11 protein-coding genes are annotated in these 19493 nt (G+C 36.6%); 7 read left to right on the forward strand and 4 right to left on the reverse strand.

What is annotated here, in order from left to right; translation table 11 throughout:
• Positions 1-622: 622 nt before the first annotated feature.
• Both I6F40_RS19265 and I6F40_RS19270 read left to right on the forward strand, forming a co-directional pair.
• Complete coding sequence (locus tag I6F40_RS19265; RefSeq protein ID WP_197193323.1) at positions 623-1741, forward strand: ISAs1 family transposase; 1119 nt, start codon at positions 623-625, stop codon at positions 1739-1741.
• Between the two features lie 159 nt (positions 1742-1900).
• Positions 1901-2773: a DMT family transporter gene (locus I6F40_RS19270; protein WP_165722900.1), complete on the forward strand. Its 873-nt coding sequence runs from the start codon at positions 1901-1903 to the stop codon at positions 2771-2773.
• Between the two features lie 44 nt (positions 2774-2817).
• On the opposite strand, the gene I6F40_RS19275 is transcribed toward I6F40_RS19270, so the two are convergent.
• Positions 2818-3711: a LysR family transcriptional regulator gene (locus I6F40_RS19275; RefSeq protein ID WP_197119807.1), complete on the reverse strand. Its 894-nt coding sequence runs from the start codon at positions 3709-3711 to the stop codon at positions 2818-2820.
• Between the two features lie 562 nt (positions 3712-4273).
• Here I6F40_RS19275 and I6F40_RS19805 point away from each other — a divergent pair.
• A complete protein-coding gene (locus I6F40_RS19805; RefSeq protein ID WP_024592989.1) occupies positions 4274-4534 on the forward strand; it encodes a hypothetical protein in 261 nt (86 codons plus the stop codon).
• 333 nt (positions 4535-4867) lie between these two features.
• Entirely contained in the window at positions 4868-7696 is a 2829-nt protein-coding gene (locus I6F40_RS19280) for an outer membrane protein assembly factor BamB family protein (protein WP_024592988.1), read from the forward strand.
• A gap of 634 nt (positions 7697-8330) precedes the next feature.
• On the opposite strand, the gene I6F40_RS19285 is transcribed toward I6F40_RS19280, so the two are convergent.
• The 3 genes from I6F40_RS19285 to I6F40_RS19295 all read right to left on the reverse strand — a co-directional run bounded on the left by I6F40_RS19285 (position 8331) and on the right by I6F40_RS19295 (position 15469).
• Positions 8331-9893, reverse strand: a complete 1563-nt coding sequence (locus tag I6F40_RS19285) for a sodium/sugar symporter (protein WP_024594187.1) — start codon at positions 9891-9893, stop codon at positions 8331-8333.
• A gap of 318 nt (positions 9894-10211) precedes the next feature.
• Positions 10212-11786 (reverse strand): sulfatase family protein, encoded by a 1575-nt coding sequence (locus I6F40_RS19290; protein WP_024594186.1) that lies wholly within the window; start codon positions 11784-11786, stop codon positions 10212-10214.
• 77 nt (positions 11787-11863) lie between these two features.
• Positions 11864-15469: a TonB-dependent receptor gene (locus I6F40_RS19295; RefSeq protein WP_024594185.1), complete on the reverse strand. Its 3606-nt coding sequence runs from the start codon at positions 15467-15469 to the stop codon at positions 11864-11866.
• Positions 15470-15872: 403 nt separating this feature from the next.
• Here I6F40_RS19295 and I6F40_RS19300 point away from each other — a divergent pair, with 403 nt between their 5' ends.
• From I6F40_RS19300 to I6F40_RS19310, 3 genes are all read left to right on the forward strand, one after another.
• Positions 15873-17438 carry a sulfatase family protein gene (locus I6F40_RS19300; RefSeq protein WP_024594184.1) on the forward strand — a complete coding sequence of 522 codons (1566 nt, stop codon included), beginning with the start codon at positions 15873-15875 and terminating at the stop codon, positions 17436-17438.
• On the forward strand, positions 17435-18976 hold the full coding sequence (locus tag I6F40_RS19305; RefSeq protein WP_024594183.1) for a sulfatase family protein: 1542 nt from the start codon (positions 17435-17437) through the stop codon (positions 18974-18976). Before I6F40_RS19300 ends, I6F40_RS19305 begins: the two co-directional genes overlap by 4 nt.
• Positions 18977-19177: 201 nt before the next feature.
• Positions 19178-19493 (forward strand): cytochrome c family protein (locus tag I6F40_RS19310; protein ID WP_231609393.1); only part of this gene is annotated, 316 nt, incomplete at its 3' end.

Below are 19493 nucleotides of genomic sequence, written 5' to 3' on the forward strand. Positions count from 1 at the left end.
GAGGATCATCGATTGATTCGAAATATTTAAATAGCTGAATATCAAGCATGAGAATGCTCCTTAAAAAAGGAGTATAAGATCATACTTTTAAGTCAAGGTAAAGTTCGTGATCTTGCCCTGGGGTTACACTCGGCTTAAATTCCGAAGGTGGTATTTGTTTTTAGCAGGTATGTGATTAAATTAAACATATTATCCTCTTTGTTTAAATCAATCATATTGAGTTTAAAAATAAAGTCAATTGAGTTTTAGGTTAAAAATATATTGGCGATAAAATTACAGTTTAAAACTGTTTTTTATGTTTTTATAAATTCGTTTTTTCACTAAGTTGTTGTTATTTCTGTGTGTTAGTTGCTCACTATGTAATTGAAGTTAAACGACTAAATAGTTAAGTGCTATTTATGGGATCTATAGTACCACTTATGCCTATTTATAATATTTATAGATTGAATATACTGGTGTTGTTGTTTATTAATGTGTAATTGTGTGGCTAGTATTTTATTTTTTGAAGCTTAAGCTGCTTATTTTATAGAGTAGAAGCTAGGTATCGGGTCAGGGCAAGATCACGAACTTTACCTTGACTTAAAAGTATGATCTTATACTCCTTTTTTCAAGGAGCATTCTCATGCTTGATATTCAGCTATTTAAATATTTCGAATCAATCGATGATCCTCGCCAACAAGGTAAAGTGGTTCATAAACTATTTGATATCATATTCTTAGCCGTCAGCGCTGTTGTGTCTGGATGCCAAGGCTGGGAAGATATTGAAGATTTTGGTCATGATAGATTAGATTGGCTCAGAAAATATGTCCCCCTAGAGCAAGGTATTCCTCGTCATGACACAATTGCCCGCGTACTAAGCCGTATTGATATGACGCAATTTCAAGATTCTTTTTCTTCTTGGATGAAAGCATACACTAAGTTAACCCAGGGCGATGTCGTAGCTATTGACGGAAAACGGTTAAAAGGGTCTTTTAATCAATCAGATAGGCGCGATGCACTTTATATGGTCAGTGCGTTTGCATGCGAAAATGGTGTCGTTTTAGCGCAATGCCCTGTTGATAAAAAGTCGAATGAAATAACAGCGTTACCAACACTTCTTGAGTTACTTGAGATAAAAGGGTGCTTAGTCACAATTGACGCCATGGGGTGTCAAAAATCAATTGCAGAAAAAATAGTGAGCAAAGAAGCTAATTACCTTCTTGCAGTGAAGGCAAATCATAAAGGACTCCTGTCGCAAATAGAGGGGGCTTTATTACCGGAGATAACACGACAAGCGTCTGAAGGGATTTTGTTTAATGAAGCAGATTATCAAAAAAACAGAGAGGAGTTTAGGTGTTGTGCAGTGCGTCATGATGTAAGTGATTTATCAGAAACGATACACTGGGAAGGTGCAAAGACGGTGGGCGTTATTGTTTCCTACAGAAAGGAAAAAGGTAAAGTAAGCAATGAGTTATGTTATAGGTACTATATCAGTTCAGCATATTTAACGGCGGAAGAATTGGCAAGGTCAGCGCGGCAACATTGGCAAATAGAGAACGGATTACATTGGCGTTTAGACGTAGGATTTAAAGAAGATGAGTGCCGAATTAGGCGCGAAGGTGCAGCGCCAGTATTTGCAGGGCTGAGGCATATCGCATTTAATCAATTAAAGGCTGAAACCAGTTTTAGTAAAGGTATGCCAGCAAAGCAGAAGAAAGCGATGCGCAGTACAGCTTATCTTGAAAAGGTATTGAATTTATAGTGTTTTTTCATGCTCTTGCCCTGGGTATCGGGTAACGCTCTTGTAGTGGCTACGTGTTTTACAGCTGAACCTTTATGTAATAGTCATTGCATTCAACAATGTTAAATAACCACTTTTTATTCAGGTTTATCGAAGTAAATTATAAAGGGTCTCATTTATATGTGGATAATTTTTGCATTACTCGCCACTGTTTTTTTTGGTGCGCGAGGAATAATGTACCAATGGACGTCACAAAAAAAGATTAATCGTAATCTATTATTATTCGGTGTTTTTTTTGTGGGATTTATAATTAGTGCGCTAGGTACTGTGGTGTTTGAGCACACATGGTACGGCTGGGCTGATATTACGGTTGGGCTCGCTTTAGGTTTTGGATCTTTTGCGGCTAATGGATTTTTGCACAAAGGGTTTTCGGTTGGGAAAGCGTCTTTAATTAGCATCCTGTCGGGGTTAACGCCTTTATTTGTACTTTTATTTGCCTTTTTATTATGGAAAGAAACCTTAACTGTTATTCAATTAATCGGCTTTTTTATTATTTTTGGCGGCCTTTATATTATTCGCTACTCCAGCGATATCTCATTAAGTAATTTACAAGGCGCGCAATGGGGATTACTCGCGGCACTGTCTTTTGCATTTAATGATTTAATGGGTAAGCAATCTACACTTCTTGAGGCTGATACGTTTGCAACTTTAACGTCTATGTTTGGTTTTGGTAGCTTTCTTTTTGCCGTTAGTTGGTTAGTAAAGCGTAAAAAAATGCTAGCAGAGCAAGGCTCTTCTCAAGCGTATTGGTCTGCCGGTAAAACATTTTCGTGCGGGTTACTTATTGGTTTAACAAATGTAGCTGGCATGGTTGCAATAATATCGGCTTTTGCTATTGGTAATACAGGGCTAGTTTCAGCGATTTCAGGTATGAATATTTTAATTATTTTGTTGTATTCACGCATCGTTCTAAAAGAGTCTTTTACACGCCAAGAAGTTATAGGATTAACAACGGCATTTTTAGGTGTAATTGTACTAAGGCTTAGTTTTTGAAAGATGAATTAGCTTAATTACTTTGCTGTGAAAAGCCTACACTGCTACATTTTAGTGAAGTGTTGCAGTGTATGCTCTATCAGTAATCGCACTCGATAAGGGATTTGTTTTCTGTCGCGATAAAGCATAGAAAATGGCTGCCCTTTGCTTTGCCAATCAGGAAGAATGTGTTTAAGCTTTCCGGCTTTAATAAGTGGTAATGCTATATAATCAGGGATGTAGCTAATACCCACACCAGACTCAACTGCTTGTTTCATCATTTGAATTTCATCAACTTCTAATCGAACATGTGTGTTTGGATTAAAACTGTACTCTTCACTCGTTTGCTGATTTTTTAATTGCCACGGTACCAACCCAACGCACGTAACTTTTGGGTGATCTTCTAATTGCTTAGGATGAGTGATGGATTGATAATCATGATTTAAGTGAGTACATAATATATTGTGAGTAAGCTTAAGCTCCCTAATAACCCAATTATCAATGGCAGGATTTCTTACTCTAAACGCTATATCAATCCCTTCTTTTTCAATATCAATAAGGTTATTTGAAAAGCGTAAATCTAATTGAATTTCGGGATACTGTAGTAAAAAATCACAAAAAATAGTACTTAAAAAATGTTTACCCATGTAAATGGGGGCAGAGATCCTAATTTTTCCTTTAGGTTGGTCTTTTTCATCACAAAGTGCTTGCTCAATACACTCTACTTCGTCAAACAACTTGCGATAGCGGTCGTAATATAACTCGCCAGTATGCGTAAGTGTCACCCGATGGGCATCTCGATTTAATAGCGTTAATTGAAGAGCTTGCTCTAATAAGCGTATTCTACGGCTTAAAGTTGATAGTGACATACCAAGGTCTGCTGATGCTTTTTTAAAGCTACCTAGTTTTACTATGGTGCAAAAGTAACGTAAATCATCGAGAGAATAATGAGCTGCCATCAGAACTACTTTATTGCTTAGGAGGTAGACAATATTAACAGCGGCGCTTTAAAATTTCATTAGAGATTAAGAGGGGAAAGGCTGAGGTTATGTAATTAAATTATATCTGTTATGAGTAATATAAAGAAGAATATTGCCTGGGATATTATTGATTAAGTTCAGCATTGCAAAGGCTAGCTGTGCATCGCTTTCGCCTAATAATAGATAATTAGTAACTGAAACCTTAAAAAAGCATAAAACATTACTGTATCTAAAATCGCTTTTTTATAGTGATAGTGGGTGCGGTAGTATCCATTAAGTTACGAGATAAGGGCTGTAACACCAATTGAATATAGTTTATGGCGATTATGTAATTGTTTAAATAGAAGGCGCAGTTAAAAGTATCAATTAACAGTGTCTCATTTTATCAACTCTCGTTTTTAATCCTAAATAAAATCGAAGAAAAGCCAACAGTGAGTAACATAACGGGTACGAGTATTATAAAAGACCATACGTAATTTCACTTCAAAAAATCTCACCTAACTTCCATATCAATACTTTAAACGTATTGTGCAATATTTTAATGGGCATCAAATTTCAGCTTATTCGTAAATACCAACGAGCTAGTAAATCAGCGTGGGAAGATAACCCAAGGATATTGTTGTTTGTTGATAGGCATTTTTTGCAGTTTTTTGAAGGCAATTCTGATTTTCATGGCGATATTAAGAAGGTGTTGAAGTGGTTAGTTTTTTTACTTATTTACACTGGCCAAATTAATTATGCCGATATAAGGCTTAATACTTTGGTAACAATTGTGAAGAATCGAAAGTTACAATTTATGTAAAGGGATGGTTACAGTGGCATCGTTATCTCTTATTGATGGTTTTTTCATTTATTTAATATTGCTTACCTGTCTATGACCTAATAAATTAGGTACATCCAAGTGTTTTTATAAATAATATAAGTATTATAAATGATTTGTCTTACATAATTAATTTGCTTAATCTATTTGTTAAATCAATACAAAAGGATTGTTTATGCACTGATTTTGCCTTGTTTACTATTTTCACCCAAACTTTGATCTTCTATTCAAAAAAAGCATAAACTTTTATTCTAGGAAATAGGTACACACCTAAGTCCTAAATATTTACTAATTTATATTTATGCGAGGAATGTTATGAAAGTAAAAATCTTATCTGCAGTAATAGCAAGTACGCTGTTAATTGGTTGCGCTCTCCCTGTCGTTAAGGCTTCTCAATCGGCCATTAAAAGTATTGAAACAAATCGAACAGTTACTAAAGTTAGGACTGGAATGCTGAGCAGTGGCTCATCAATCATAACGACTAGTTATGAGGGGACAGTAGCTGCTTTTAATTTTAATGGACAAAAATTATGGGAAAATGAACTCTCGGGCTTTATGAACCATGATATTTGGGTTCAAGATATTAATGGTGATGGACTTGTAGAAGTATTTGCTGCGAATGCAGATGGTAATGTTTACTGTATTAATAGTGATGGTTCTTTAAAGTGGACGTTTGGACTTAATGAAGTTCCTATGAACTCTGTAACTGTAATCTCTGATGCAGATAACAAGTATGTTGTTGCAGGTGGCTATGATAAAAACTTGTATTATATATCTACTGATGGTGAATTATTAAAAACTATTGAATCAAAAACATACTCAGAAGAAGGTGTTTTTGGTGATGGCGTAAAACCTGAAGCGGGTACTCACACAGTGAATTTTGTACGCCCTATAAAATCTAGTGATGGTACTGAAAAGCTGGTTGTTCTAGGAACAAATAATAGCCTTCAAAGTTCTGGCCGCTTTTATATCTTTGAACCATTTGCTGACTTACCGAGCGAAAAAAGTAGAGTATTAATAAAAAAAGGCATAGGCGACCTGCGTACAGTCGATTTTGATAATGATGGTAATGATGAGCTAACTATAGGTAATAGCGCTCAGATAGGAGATGCCGCTATTTCAGTTATGGACTTAAGTGATCTTTCGCAAAAGAAAAGTCAAATAAATGATATAGCAAGACAAATCGACCGTTTTGGATACCGTGTCGCTCAAACTGAAGTCGTTATTAATGAAGGTATTTCGACGTACTTAACACTTTTTGGATCGAGAATACTTCTAACCCCAGAGTCATTTGATGTGAATGATTCGGAAATACTAGCCAGTAAGTATTCATATTATGATATCTGGAAAGACAAGGATTCAAATAAAATTTTACTTGCAAGTGCTCAAAGTGGAGGCAGCCAAGTACACATAATTGATACATCTAACCCAGATTGGAAGAATGCCTATAAAGAGCTAGAGCCGCAAGGCAAGCTGGCAGCTATACAGAACAATACTAGAACAATTGAAAGGCAACTATCATCTTTTCAAAAGCCGACTCGCGAACGTGAACCTTTACCCGTTTACTTTATTTCAGAGAGTCGTAATGATATCCCAGATACAATCGAAAGAAGTGAGTCTTTGTATGATTCACCTGTATTTTTAAATTACTCGACCTTACCAAATGTAGAGAACTGGGATAGAAGTGAAATACTTGCTGATAACCCGAAGTACCGTGATAAAAGAGATCGCCGTAAAAATTATACATTATCACCTGAGGAAATGTTTAATCAGCTTTCAGATGGTTATGAAAATAGCGATGGGATATCACAGTGGGCAGGTCATGGAAATGATCCGTACATGATTAGTTTAGCCACTATGAAAAGAATTATAAGTAGTGGAGAAGGCAAAAAGACAGTCAATATATACCCGGAGATCGAAGGGCATGGAGAGGCATTTAATAAAGTACTAAATCATCACTTTTATCCTTTAGCCAAATTTAGTAGTGAAAACAACGCTAATTTATTTATGCGAAATAAACATACATTTTGGCAGTCCACTATATATGCTCCGGAATGGTTGGAATTAAGATCTGGACGTTTAGCTGATGCTTTTGTTCCTGCAATGGAAGAAACAACAGATAAATCAATGGAAATAAGTGTGGCAGGGAGAATGGGTCTTTGGGCGGCTGGTTCTGTCGATGATTGGGGTGAGAGGTATGCGAGAGATAACCCTAGTTTTGACCGATTACGTCAACACTCTCATCAAATGGTTCCTAATCATGCGCTTAGACAAATAATCTATAAATTAGCGTCAGGTGCACGTTATATTAATAACTTCGGCTTTAATCAAGAATACATGAGTCTTGCTTGGGAGCTAATTGGTAAAGGAGCGCTTTATGTTCCTAAACGTGATGAGCTATTAAGTTTATCGCCAGTTCACATCAGTATGAAAGAGCCAGACCCTGTTTATAGAGAAACATCAAATAATGTGAAATGGACTACGTTTTATGATGAAGAGAAAGAATCTGTGCCATATGTATTTAGTCGCCTAAATGGCACGTGGCCAGGTGCAAAAACGTTGCCGTGGGATTATTCTAGTTATGCTGCTGATACGAAAGAAAGACGATTAGATTTTATACCAAAATTTCCTAAAGGATTAGTTTTAATCACACCGGTTCAGCAAGGTAAATTTAAAGATGAAGGTACAGTTAGAGGCGCATTGGCTGATAATATGCACCCTATCTATAAAAATATTATGAAGGAATATATTACTGACGGTAAAAGTTACTTCGATCCTAATGGGGAAAATGTAATGGCTGCTGATAGCATTCGATATAAACAAATTAGGGATAAGATTGAAGAAAAATCTAACCTTCTGCCAATGACTGTATCAGGAGAAACTGCATGGGTTGTTGCTCAGTCAGACAAAAAACACTTAAGGCTTACACTTGTTGATAGTGGATACTTAAATCCAGGTGATAAAATTGCTAAGGTGAAATTTAACTCAGTTACACCTGAAACGATAGTAGATATTCTATCAGGTGAAATATTCTCTCCGGATTCAAATGGAGTAGTTGAAATTCCAGTTTTAGCTGGTGCATTTAGATTTATTGATGTGAAAATTACTGAGGATATTAGAAACACCGAAAGTACGTCAATGTAAATACAGCGTTTAATATATGGCGCAGGATTAATATTTATTAGTCCTGCGCTATTTATTTGACATTTTATAAGTCTTGTAAAGTGTTGCTGATAATCAATTAAGTAAGCCGAAATACACTACATCCTCTAATACAAAAATGGTATTTGCCTCTAAAGTTAACTCAAATTTCTTTTCATTTCATAGCGTCTCTTAAGTCTGATGAGACACATGATAAAACCTCTAATTAGGTAGTCAAATTAACTTTGTTACTTCAGGAGCAGCATAAATTCCAAACATGCTTTACACTTTAGTTTGTCCATAGAGTCATTTTCTTTTTGTTGCCTACACCATTATAGATAAAGAGCGTGAGCAGCACGGGAAGCTTTGTTCTATTTTTACTTATTTATACTAGGTGTAGTTTGTAGAATAGCGCAGTAGTAGTGACTTAGTAATAGTGATTGGGCCCTACTGAGTTATAAGCCTCATACGCGACTCCATTGCTCCTAGATAGAACGAGCTTTAACCCTGAAAGTCCCTAGATTATTACATCAGGTTATGTAATAAAATACATTTATTAAAAGCCAAAAAAGCCACTCAAATTATGAGTGACTTTGATTTGACATACACACTTGTTTAAATCTTACGATTTAATTTTTTACCACCATACAGCGTATAACGTTGTTAGGATTATTACGACACCTAGAGCGGCTATGTTAAAGTTAGTCTCAGTTGCAAAGCTTATCTCTTTTAAATTTACGCTTCCGTTAGTGCCTTTATCTTTTATTAACAAAGAGACAATTACACAGATAACTAGGCATAATAAAAAGACAATTCCAACGCGATCCATAAAAGGGAGTTCAGGGTATGCGAATTTTAAAATCAGGGAAAATAATGCGGAGCCAACACCTGCAGCTAACGCGCCAGCTGAGCTCGCTTTTGACCAAAACATTCCCATTAAAAATATTACAACAATACCCGGAGTGAAAAACCCTGTAAATTCTTGTATATATTGAAAGGCTTGATCAAATTTACCTAATAGCGGCTCTGCCACTATTAAAGCAATAATTAATGAAACCAAAGCGGTTAATCGACCTACTTTCACATAGTGTTTTTGAGTTTTTCCCGGCTGAAGTTTTGAATAAATATCCATCGTGAAGATAGTCGATATACTATTTGTCATCGATGCTAAAGATGAAACGACAGCGGCGACTAGAGCAGCAAAAACAAGTCCTTTAATACCCGATGGCATTAATTCCATCATTGATGGGTAGGCTTGATCTGGTGAACTTAACTGTGGGTGTAACACAACTGCGGCAATCCCTGGTAGTACAACTATTATTGGCATTAGTAGTTTTAGATATGCGGCAAATGCAATGCCTTTTTGGGCTTCCTTAATACTTTTTGCTGCTAAAGCTCTTTGAATAATATATTGATTAAACCCCCAGTAACTAAGGTTCATTATCCACATGCCACCAACTAAAACAGAGATACCAGGTAAACTCATATAATTACTGTTATCTGGGCTTAAAATCATATCAAAGTGATTAGGTAGCTGCTCAGTTAAAATACCGAACCCTGCAAGCACACCTTGCCCGCTAGATACTTCATCTAATGCCAAATAAACTAAGAATAGGCCACCGAATACCAAAAGGACTACCTGTAATATATCGGTGTAAGCAACTGCTTTTAGGCCTCCATATAAAGAGTATGCTACTGAGAATAGCGCTAAAAAAATCATGCCGTACATCCAATCAACACCTGCAACTGTTTCTATTGCAAGCCCGCCTAACCATAACACAGCCGTTAAATTAACAAACACATACACGGCAAGCCAAAAAAGAGCTAAAACAGTTTTAACTTTACTGTCGAAGCGCTGTTCAAGATATTGGGGCATAGTAAAAATTTTATTTTCTAAAAAAATAGGCAGCATATACTTGCCTACAATTAATAGTGTTATTGCAGCCATCCATTCATACGATGCGATAGCCATACCTATTGCAAAACCAGAGCCTGACATTCCAATAATCTGTTCTGCAGATATATTTGATGCAATTAATGATGCACCAATTGCCCACCAAGGAAGGGACTTAGAGGCTAAAAAATAATCTTCAGTGTTTTTTTGTTTCTGCTTGCTTTCTCTTGATATCCATAACGCGAGTATTAGTAGTCCTAATACATAAGCTACAAACACACTAGAATCGAGTATGTCTAATTTCATTAACTTTCCTCATAATTTGTATTTTAAAATATAAAAACGATTAGGATAGCGTTATCCTTTTTGTTTTGGAGTTTGCCTTTTATATTTTTAAGTAAATACAATGTTTTAGTAATTAGATTATTTATATCGCTGATTTTTATAAGTATAGTAACAAGATTAAAAGAGATATCCGTAAGCGAAGTAGGGGTGGATTTCAGCTAGTAAACTGTTTTATATCATGAAATAACTAATTAAATTAGTTTGAATAAGCGTAAGTTGACTACTTTTAAATAGCCGAGATTAACTACCTATAGTCAACCTCGGCATGTTTAAAATTTATTACTTACGAGCTTTAATTTTATCTATCTTAGCTTGTAGTGAAAATACTAATTTTGGGTATTTATCTGCCACATTGTGTTGCTCATTTCTGTCTTTTGATAAATCAAATAACTGTGACTTAGTTTTTAAACCATTTTCAATTGCGGTTTTATTTGCAAGCCAGTCGGGAGTAGTCCCATTAAATGGCGCTATGTATTTCCAATTTCCACTGCGAATTGCCAAAGTAAATGACTCTTCAAGCATTTCTGTACGTCCGCTCTCTTTAGCATCTAAAAAAGCTGGCAACATATTTTCACTATCAATCGCTTCGCTTTCATCTAGCTTAACACCGGCTAATTCAGCGAGTGATTTATAAATATCTATATGGCTAACTAATGCATTACTATCCCCGTTGTTTTTAATTCCTTTAGGGTAAGTAATAATCATAGGTACACGTGTTCCGGCTTCATATGCACTATATTTTCCACCTCTATAACCTGCCGCTGGGTCATGATCTCCTCGTAGCTCTTCGGCTTGGTCTGCATAGCCATCATCCATTACAGGGCCGTTATCACTAGAAAATATAATAAGCGTGTTATCATATAAATCTTGTTTTTTTAACTCATCAATAATCTGTCCTGACATCCAATCCATTTGCAATATTGCATCACCCCTTGGCCCCATTCCTGATTTATTGGCAAACATCTTATTTGGAACTCTAGGTACGTGAATATCACTGAATGGAAAAAACAGCATAAACGATTCACCTTTATTATCATTAATAAAATCAATAGCTTTTTTAGTGAAAATGTGAGGAAACTCTTCATCTTTCCACTCAGCAGACTTTCCGCCAGCCATCCAACCAATGCGACTAACACCATCAACAATGGTATTGCTATGTTGAAGATCTGCTGACATTTTAAGTAGCTCAGGATGCTCTGTACCGACAGGGCGGTTCCCTATACGCTTTTCATAGGAAATCGTTATTGGGTCATTCGGGTCTAGATTAACTACGTGATGATTTTCTAAAAATACAGTGGGTACTCGATCTGCAGTCGCAGGGATTAAAAAGCTATAATCAAATCCTAGCTCTATCGGCCCTGGCTTTACAGCTTTATTCCAGTCGACAAAACCATCGCCTAGTCCCAAGTGCCATTTACCAACGACACCCGTTTTATAGCCTGCTTTTTGCAACATTTTAGGCAGAGTAGGCTTGTTATGATCAATGATAAGCGGTGCGTCGCCCGGTAAAATTGCAGCATTATTACGAAAAGCATACTGGCCAGTTAACATTGAATAACGCGACGGTGTACAGGTTGCGGCAGAACTGTGTGCATCGGTAAAGCGAATCCCCTCAGCTGCTAATGCATCAATATTAGGGGTTTGAGCTTGCTTCATTCCGTAACTACTTAAATCCCCATAACCAAGGTCGTCTACATAAAATATTACAATATTCGGCTTATCATTAAGTGAGCTCACTTTATTTTTGTTTTCTTTTAGCTCTATACTATTATCTGTCAGTTCTGCGTGAGCACTTGTTGCCAAGGATAAAGTCAATACAGTAAAAAAGTATAAGTAATTAATTTTAAAGTTCATAAATACCTTCAATTTGATATAAATGGGCAGAAACTCCTACCCATTTAGAAAAGTGATATATTTCTATATATTTGTAATTAGAATGAAGCTCTAATACCTATTCTATATTGGCGACCAGTTCGATATTCTGAAATCGTCCGACTAGTATCAACTGAGTTATTAAGGGCATTACCTTCGTCATACACTTCGCCATCAATTATATAATTCCTACTTGTTAGAAAAGTTCTGTTTGTTTCGTCTGTGAGGTTAAGCGCCTGGAAGCTAAGGGTAAAATGATCATTAATTTTATAAGTTGAGCTAAAATCCAACTTACTTGTTGAATCTAACCACGCAACACCTTGGCCAAATGCAAAGTTATCGTTTACAAGTTGTACAGAACTATAACGATGTGCAAGGCGCAGCATTAAATCGTCTTTCTCCCAAAAAACAGTTGTATTAGCTGAATGTTTTGGCGTGTAAGCTTGAGGTAAAGGTGTTATTGAAACACCCGAAACGGCACTAACTTCAATGTCTTTCTCTGACTCTGCGTATGTATAATTTACGCTTAAGCCTAGGCCTGATAATGCACCAGGTAGAAAATCATAGTTTTGTGTATAGTTTACTTCAATGCCTTGAGTTGTCGCCCCTTTACCATTTCTCACGGTTGCTAATTTTACAGTGTGACAATTAGCTGTTAATGAGTCTTGCAATTCAATGTGAGCAACTCTATCAGGCATACAAGTATTACCGCTTTCATCTAAAGGTGTGCCTGGTGTTTCTTCATATTGATTAAGTTGAGCATTTTGCGTATCAGGAATAGGATTACCGTCGGCATCCTCTTTTAATGTTGGCTCTACGAGTACATCATAGATTGAGTCGACTGACGACAAGTCGTAGTCTGTTCGGATATCCTTCCAAATATAGGTTTCGGTTATATTCTCTTCAAAATTTGTCATGTCCTTGTGAAAAAATGCAACAGAAACTAAACCAGAGTTGTTAAAGTACCATTCAAAAGAAAGATCTAAGTTAGTAGATTCTAGAGGTTTTAGAGCTACATTATTCGCTTTGCCTATTCCCCAAGCACTAACGTATTTTTCATCAATGTTAGCCCCTGGCGTAGTCGAGTCGAAAGTAGGACGAGACATTGTTTTTGAAACTGAGAAACGACCGATGAAGTCGTCACTAAATTTATAATTTAGATTTAAACTAGGAAGAAAAATATCGTTGCTAGCCGAGCCTTTTGCGCGTTTAGAGCGAAGACCTGCTTTGAAACCTAGAGGTTGGCCTGTTACAGGGTCAATAAACTCATCGATAGTCGAGCGGTCAAGCCATGCTGCTAAATCAGGATTTTCCGTTGAGCGTCCATCTAATGATGATACGCCATTATTAAGTACGTGTTGAACGCTACCATCGTCGTTGTAGACTACTTGTAAAATATAGTTAGGGTTGCTTGAATTTAAAGCCGATGGTGCTAGATAAGTATCACCATCACGATTAACAAAATCAGGGAAAGTAGATGGATCATTCATGTCATAGTTATACATAAGCTGCCATGCTGCACAAGAGCCTGAAGCTGGAAGGTTTGATGGTGTTTGAGTTACATCATCATTAGGGTACTGAGGTTCAAAATCACATACAGGCAAATTACCATTAGCTAGCCCACGGTTATAGATTAAATCGTAGAAGTCGTAAAGAATCGGCGTTTTTTGGAACTGAACTTTATTAAACGCCTCTGCGTTGGTTTCTGTCTTTACGTAGCGAAGACCAAGGTTACCGGTTAGACGTCCATCAAAGTATTCAAAATTAATTTTGCCATAAAGTGCATTTACTTCTTGCTCAATAATTCTTGATGCAGATTCATCAGGTTGTGGCTTTACATCTAAACCCGACTCACTATCGGTTGCTAAAGCAAGCGCTTTGAATGGGTCTACTATTCCCCATCCATCTAAAAAGTGGACTTGATTAGGATCTGCAATACCATCCATAAAGTTATTTACAGGAAAATCATTGGATACTAATAGATCGGCCATCGTTATATCTGTTAGGCCTCCGATACTTAGCTCGTCTCCATTAGCGTCAACTACTACCGAGTTGTTTAGAATTTTAGTTGTAAGGGAGTAAACATCTTTAACTCTCTTTGAATACTTTCCTCCAAACTCAACCTTAGTAACGCCCAAATAATCTACATTCCAGTCAAAATCTAAGAATAGAGACTTATTGGTATCTGAATTATGATCCTCATCATTAGATACATTCCCTACTCGAAAGTTTTGAATGTCGAGTGGATTTGTTCTTCCTGGTGCTAAACCAAAAGATGGGTCGGTGATGCCATCAGGAAATTGGATAAAGCCTTTATTAGCGATAATTTGACAGCTACCACTTGAGCAATCGTAACCTTGCGGCTGTAAAGTTACTTCATTTGGATCATTTGATGTTATTGGTAATTTATTTGTCTTAGATTTACCTGCTAACATAACTCTAGCGTTAGGGAGCGAGTCTTGGCTTGTTTTAGAATAACCAGCTATTAGTTTACCAGAAAAGTTATCTGTAAAATGATGGTCTATGCTAAGTGTTCCGATATTGTTCTTAATTTCAGAGCCACCTTTAAGGCGAAATACTCGACCGCGATTTGAACGATCAAGGCGCTTAACCAATGTATGATTCTCATTGTTTATGGTCCACCAATCCTCTTGAGGATCACTATTTTTATTTTTTAAGTTTGATAAAATTTGCAGATCATATTGATGATTATCTAATATAACCTCCTGATTAGAATGGGTAAGATCTAATTGGATGTCGGTATCAGCAGTTGGTTGATACTGTAACCCTAAGGTTATAGATTGCCTATCTTGTTTATCTAAATTTAAACCGTAACTTTGTGAACTTTGAGATAAAAACTCACTTTCTTCTGTAATAATTTGTCCTGTCGAAAAATCTCTAGCTTTACCTGCTTTAGCACTATGAATCTCATCATCCCAACTAGCACTATACTCATCTCTTCGAGTATTTTGAGTTTCATCAGCGAAAGTGAAAATAACACCTAGTGAGTCATCAAGGTATTTATCTGAAAAAGAAGCGGAGACTTTTCGGTTTGCATCTTCAGAGTAATCGTTATAACGACCTTGAAGTTCTATACTGCGTATCGGCTTTTTTAAAGATAATGGTTTAATGGTTTTCAATACAACGTTTGCACCCAGAGAGCCTTCATCTTGGTCTGCTGATGCTGTCTTTTGCACTTCAATAGACGATAGAATATCAGAGGAAAATGAACTTAAATCAACACCTTGCTCTGCTGATGCATTAGAACCTGATCCTGAAAGCCCGCTTGTTAGGGTAACTCCGTTCATTGAAATATTATTTAAATTAGAATTAGCACCACGGACCGATATTTTAGTACCTTCACCATTAGACTCCTGAACTGTAACCCCTGTAACACGAGAGAGAGCATCTGCAATATTTTGGTCTGTTGACTTACCAACATCCTCAGCATGGATTGAATCTGTAACACCTTCAGAGAATCTTTTATTATTCATTGCTCGCTGCAAGCTGCCTCTAAATCCAGTTACAGTGATAACCTCAACGTCAGATTCTTTTTTATCGACTTTCTTTTTTTCATCGGTGTTTTCTTCAGCTACAGAGATACCTGAAACAAAGGTGCAGATTAGTGCCGCTGATATGGCATTTAATTTAAAGTGACTTTTCATCTTAGTTACCCATTAACCATTATTGTATTGTGTGTGATCGCCTTACCTTATCGATTGAACATCAACCAAATCGAAAGGGGATTGCGTTGTCCTTACTTGGGTCCTAATCGTAACGTACAAGCTTAAGCTTTTCCAATAGTATTTAACAATTGTGGTCAATAAATAACAACTAATACACAATAACAGTTGTTTAATGGTGGTTTTAGAGGTGTTTATAAGTGTTTTTGTTAATGGCTTGTTTTGGGTGGTTTGGGGATAGCGTTACCATTTTTGTTGATTTGTTTTATTAATGTATTAATATGAAGCCTAAAAATTAATCTCCTTGATTTTTAGCTAGGATTTTAATATTTCTATTTAAAAGCTGTTACTGGTTATTTCACACATATAATTTGAGGTTATTCGAATGTTACCAAATAAACTTTTAGTATTGGGGTTATTTAGTATTGGGATTTTCAACACTTTTTATTCGGATGCCTATGCAAAAGAGGCGCAAAATAGTGCGGGAAAACCAAATATTGTTTTGTTTTATGTTGATGACCTTGGGTGGGGAGATTTAAGTAGTTATGGTGCTACTGAGGTCAACACTCCAAACATCGATGCGTTAGCGAAAAATGGTATTAGATTCACTGATGCGCATAGCTCTGCAGCAACATGCTCTCCATCAAGATATTCATTACTGACCGGTGAGCATGCTTTTAGAAAAAACATTCGCATACTTAAAGGTGATGCCCCGCTAGTTATTTCTGAAGTACAAAAAACATTACCAAAAATGCTGCAAACAGCAGGGTATCGAACAGGTATTGTTGGTAAATGGCATTTAGGCCTCGGTGATGGCAATACGCCAGTAAATTGGAATGAAAAAGTTAAGCCTGGCCCACTAGAAGTTGGATTTGACTATAGTTTTCTGATTCCAGCGACAGGAGATAGGGTCCCTTCTGTTTTTCTTGAAAATCATGATGTTGTGAATTTAGAAAAATCAGATCCATTGTTTGTGAATTATCAAAAAAAAATAGGTACGCGACCTACAGGCTATGAAAACCCAGAGCTATTAAAGCAAGGAGCCGATGAGCAGCACAACAAAAGTATTATTAATGGTGTAAGTCGTATTGGCTGGATGCAAGGGGGAAAGTCTGCACAGTGGCGCGATGAAGAATTTAATACAGTCTTATCAGATAAAGCAAAGCAATTCATTTCAAAATCAAGTCAACAGCCATTTTTTTTACTTTTCTCGTTTCATGATATTCATGTGCCTCGCTTACCCAATAAAATGTTTAGAGGTAAAACGAATATGGGTGTGAGGGGGGACTCAATCGTACAAATGGATTGGACCACAGGCCAAGTGGTGGAAAAACTCAGGGAGTTAAATTTACTAGATAATACTTTGATTATTTTTACTAGCGATAATGGTGCTGTTTTAACAGATGGTTATGATGACGAGGCATTAAAGCGCATTGGAACCCATAAGCAAAATGGCCCATACCGTGGTGGTAAGTACAGTATTTACGAAGCTGGAACGCGTATTCCATTTATTGTTCACCATCCTAACAGAGTTAAACCGGGGGTGAGTAATTCTCTATTTAGCCAAATTGATTTATACGCATCAATAGCTGAATTATTAGGAGTACCTCTTGAGGAAACAGAGGCGATTGATAGCCAAAATCAATTATTACCACTTTTTGATGCAAGTAAATTGGCTCGTACAACCTTAGTGCAAGAAACCCCACATGCAAAAGGTTTAAGAGAGAACAGTTGGAAGTACATTAGGCCTGCAAAAAAAATTGCAAGCTGGGTTAAAACAAAAAAAAATATAGACCCAGGTACCTCAAAAGCGCCTCAATTATTTGATCTTGATACCGACCCATCTGAACTACACAATCTTGCGGCTAAACACCCAGATAAAGTTAAGTTACTGGAACAAAAGCTTCAAGATATTGAACTTCAATCTATCCGTTTAAAGAGTCTAAAATGAAATCTTATAAATATGCAGTTACGGCATTAGTATTGATTTGCGCTGCTATTATTAACAAAGCAGACGCACAGCATGTTGGTGATAGTAATAAACCAAATATAATTTGGTTGGTACTGGAGGATATTTCTTTAGATCTATCTGTATATGGTACTCCAGAAGTTAAAACACCTAACCTAGATAGGCTTGCAAACGAGGGGATTCGTTATAATCACGCATACGCCACTGCGGCAGTTTGTTCTACCGCACGTTCTGCTTTTTTTACTGGTATGCATGCAACAAGCATAGGTGCGCAAAACCATAGAAGTCATTTAGATGATGGTTATTATTTACCAGAAAATATTAAAATGACTTCACAATTTATGCGTGAAGTTGGTTATGTAAACTTATTAATGGGCCCTAAACAAAAAACGGATTTTAACTTTTCTACCACTATAAATGCTTTTGATGCGCAAGATGGCGAAGTTAAATACTCTGGAGGCGCTTATACGCATGCCCCTACCGATCTTAAGCTTTTAGAGCGCCCCGCATGGCAGACTTATATAAAAGAGTATTCCGGGCAGCCATTTTTTGCACAAATTAATTATAGCGAAACCCACCGTACTTTTATTGCAGATAAAAACAATCCTATCGATCCCTCAAAAGTTAAAATTCCGAGTTATTACCCTGATCATGATATTACGCGCCGAGATTGGGCACTTTACTTAGAAACAATACAAACTGTAGATCAAAAGGTCGGTAATTTATTTTCTGAGCTTGAAAAAGCCGGTGTAATAGACAATACAATTGTCTTTATTTTTGGAGATCATGGGCGTGCAATGCTGCGTGATAAACAGTGGTTATACGATGGTGGGTTAAGAGTGCCTCTTATTGTTTGGGGTAAAGGTATTGAGTCTAATCAAGTTAATAATGAGCTAGTTAGCTTAATTGATGTTATGCCTACAACGCTTGATTTGGTGGGCTTAAAGGTTCCTGACTACGTAGAAGGGCATATATTTTTAGGAAAAAACAAACAAAAAAGAGATTATATTTATGCTCATAAAGATAGAACCGACGAGACAGATGACAGAGTACGGGCTGTGCGAGATCTTCGTTTTAAGTATATTAAAAACTTTTATCCCGAAAAACCATATAACGACTTCAATGCCTACAAGCATCTACAATATCCTGTATTGGCGCTTATGGAATCAATGCATGCTAAAAAGCTATTAACTCACGAACAAGCATTATTTTTTGCACCCAATAGACCTCCAGAGGAGCTCTACGATACAATTAATGACGCTGATGAAGTGCATAATTTAGCACTAAATAAAGATTATGCTGAGCAACTACTTGTAATGCGCAGTGAGCTTGAACGCTGGCAGAAAGAAACTAATGATCAAGGGATGATTGATGAAACGCCAGAAGTGAAAGCATATTGGGATAATTTTTTTAAAAAGCATTACCTTACCCAAATGAAAATAAGAGGCTTATCGGAAGATATTACTCCTGATGACTATTTAATTTATTGGGATGAATTTTTAACTGCTCATGGCAAGTAGATAAACTACTTTTATAAATTTAATCACATAAATGAATGAGTTTATAAGCATCTTTTTAAGTGGCTCCTAAAGCGAGCCACAGCCTAACCTTAGTTCTTTTAATGGGCTACTTATTGGCAGCGTGCTACTTTCAGCTGTTTAGCACTGCATAATATATGTGTAGTTTAGAGCCCATCATCGTTTTTTAAAGTAGAGCCCATAATGATAAATATAAAAAACAGCCTTTTTGTTGTTCTTTTTTTATGCAGCTGTTTTTCAGCGGTTGCAAATGATGAGTGCCAGTCTTGCCATCAACAACAAACCTACGATTGGAAGCAGTCAGACCATGCAAGTTCAATGGCTTTAGCCAATAAAGATACCGTGCTTGGTGATTTTAGTAATATAACCGCGACCCACTTTTCTCAAAAAGCCGTGTTTTATAAAGAAAAAGAGGCCTTTTTAATTGATTTGACCGAGCAAGGTACAAAAAAAACGTACACCGTAAGTTATGTATTTGGCTTTGACCCACTGCAACAGT

The organism is Pseudoalteromonas sp. SWXJ133, from assembly GCF_015864365.1.
GTDB classification, from domain to species: Bacteria; Pseudomonadota; Gammaproteobacteria; order Enterobacterales; family Alteromonadaceae; genus Pseudoalteromonas; species Pseudoalteromonas arctica.

Excerpts from the sequence above, each read along its gene's own strand:
- I6F40_RS19285 (WP_024594187.1), bottom strand. The coding sequence starts at position 9,893 with ATGAAATTAGACATACTCGATTCTAGTGTGTTTGTAGCTTATGTATTA.
- I6F40_RS19270 (WP_165722900.1), top strand. The coding sequence starts at position 1,901 with ATGTGGATAATTTTTGCATTACTCGCCACTGTTTTTTTTGGTGCGCGA.
- I6F40_RS19275 (WP_197119807.1), bottom strand. The coding sequence starts at position 3,711 with ATGGCAGCTCATTATTCTCTCGATGATTTACGTTACTTTTGCACCATA.
- I6F40_RS19265 (WP_197193323.1), top strand. The coding sequence starts at position 623 with ATGCTTGATATTCAGCTATTTAAATATTTCGAATCAATCGATGATCCT.
- I6F40_RS19805 (WP_024592989.1), top strand. The coding sequence starts at position 4,274 with ATGGGCATCAAATTTCAGCTTATTCGTAAATACCAACGAGCTAGTAAA.
- I6F40_RS19290 (WP_024594186.1), bottom strand. The coding sequence starts at position 11,786 with ATGAACTTTAAAATTAATTACTTATACTTTTTTACTGTATTGACTTTA.
- I6F40_RS19300 (WP_024594184.1), top strand. The coding sequence starts at position 15,873 with ATGTTACCAAATAAACTTTTAGTATTGGGGTTATTTAGTATTGGGATT.
- I6F40_RS19305 (WP_024594183.1), top strand. The coding sequence starts at position 17,435 with ATGAAATCTTATAAATATGCAGTTACGGCATTAGTATTGATTTGCGCT.
- I6F40_RS19280 (WP_024592988.1), top strand. The coding sequence starts at position 4,868 with ATGAAAGTAAAAATCTTATCTGCAGTAATAGCAAGTACGCTGTTAATT.
- I6F40_RS19295 (WP_024594185.1), bottom strand. The coding sequence starts at position 15,469 with ATGAAAAGTCACTTTAAATTAAATGCCATATCAGCGGCACTAATCTGC.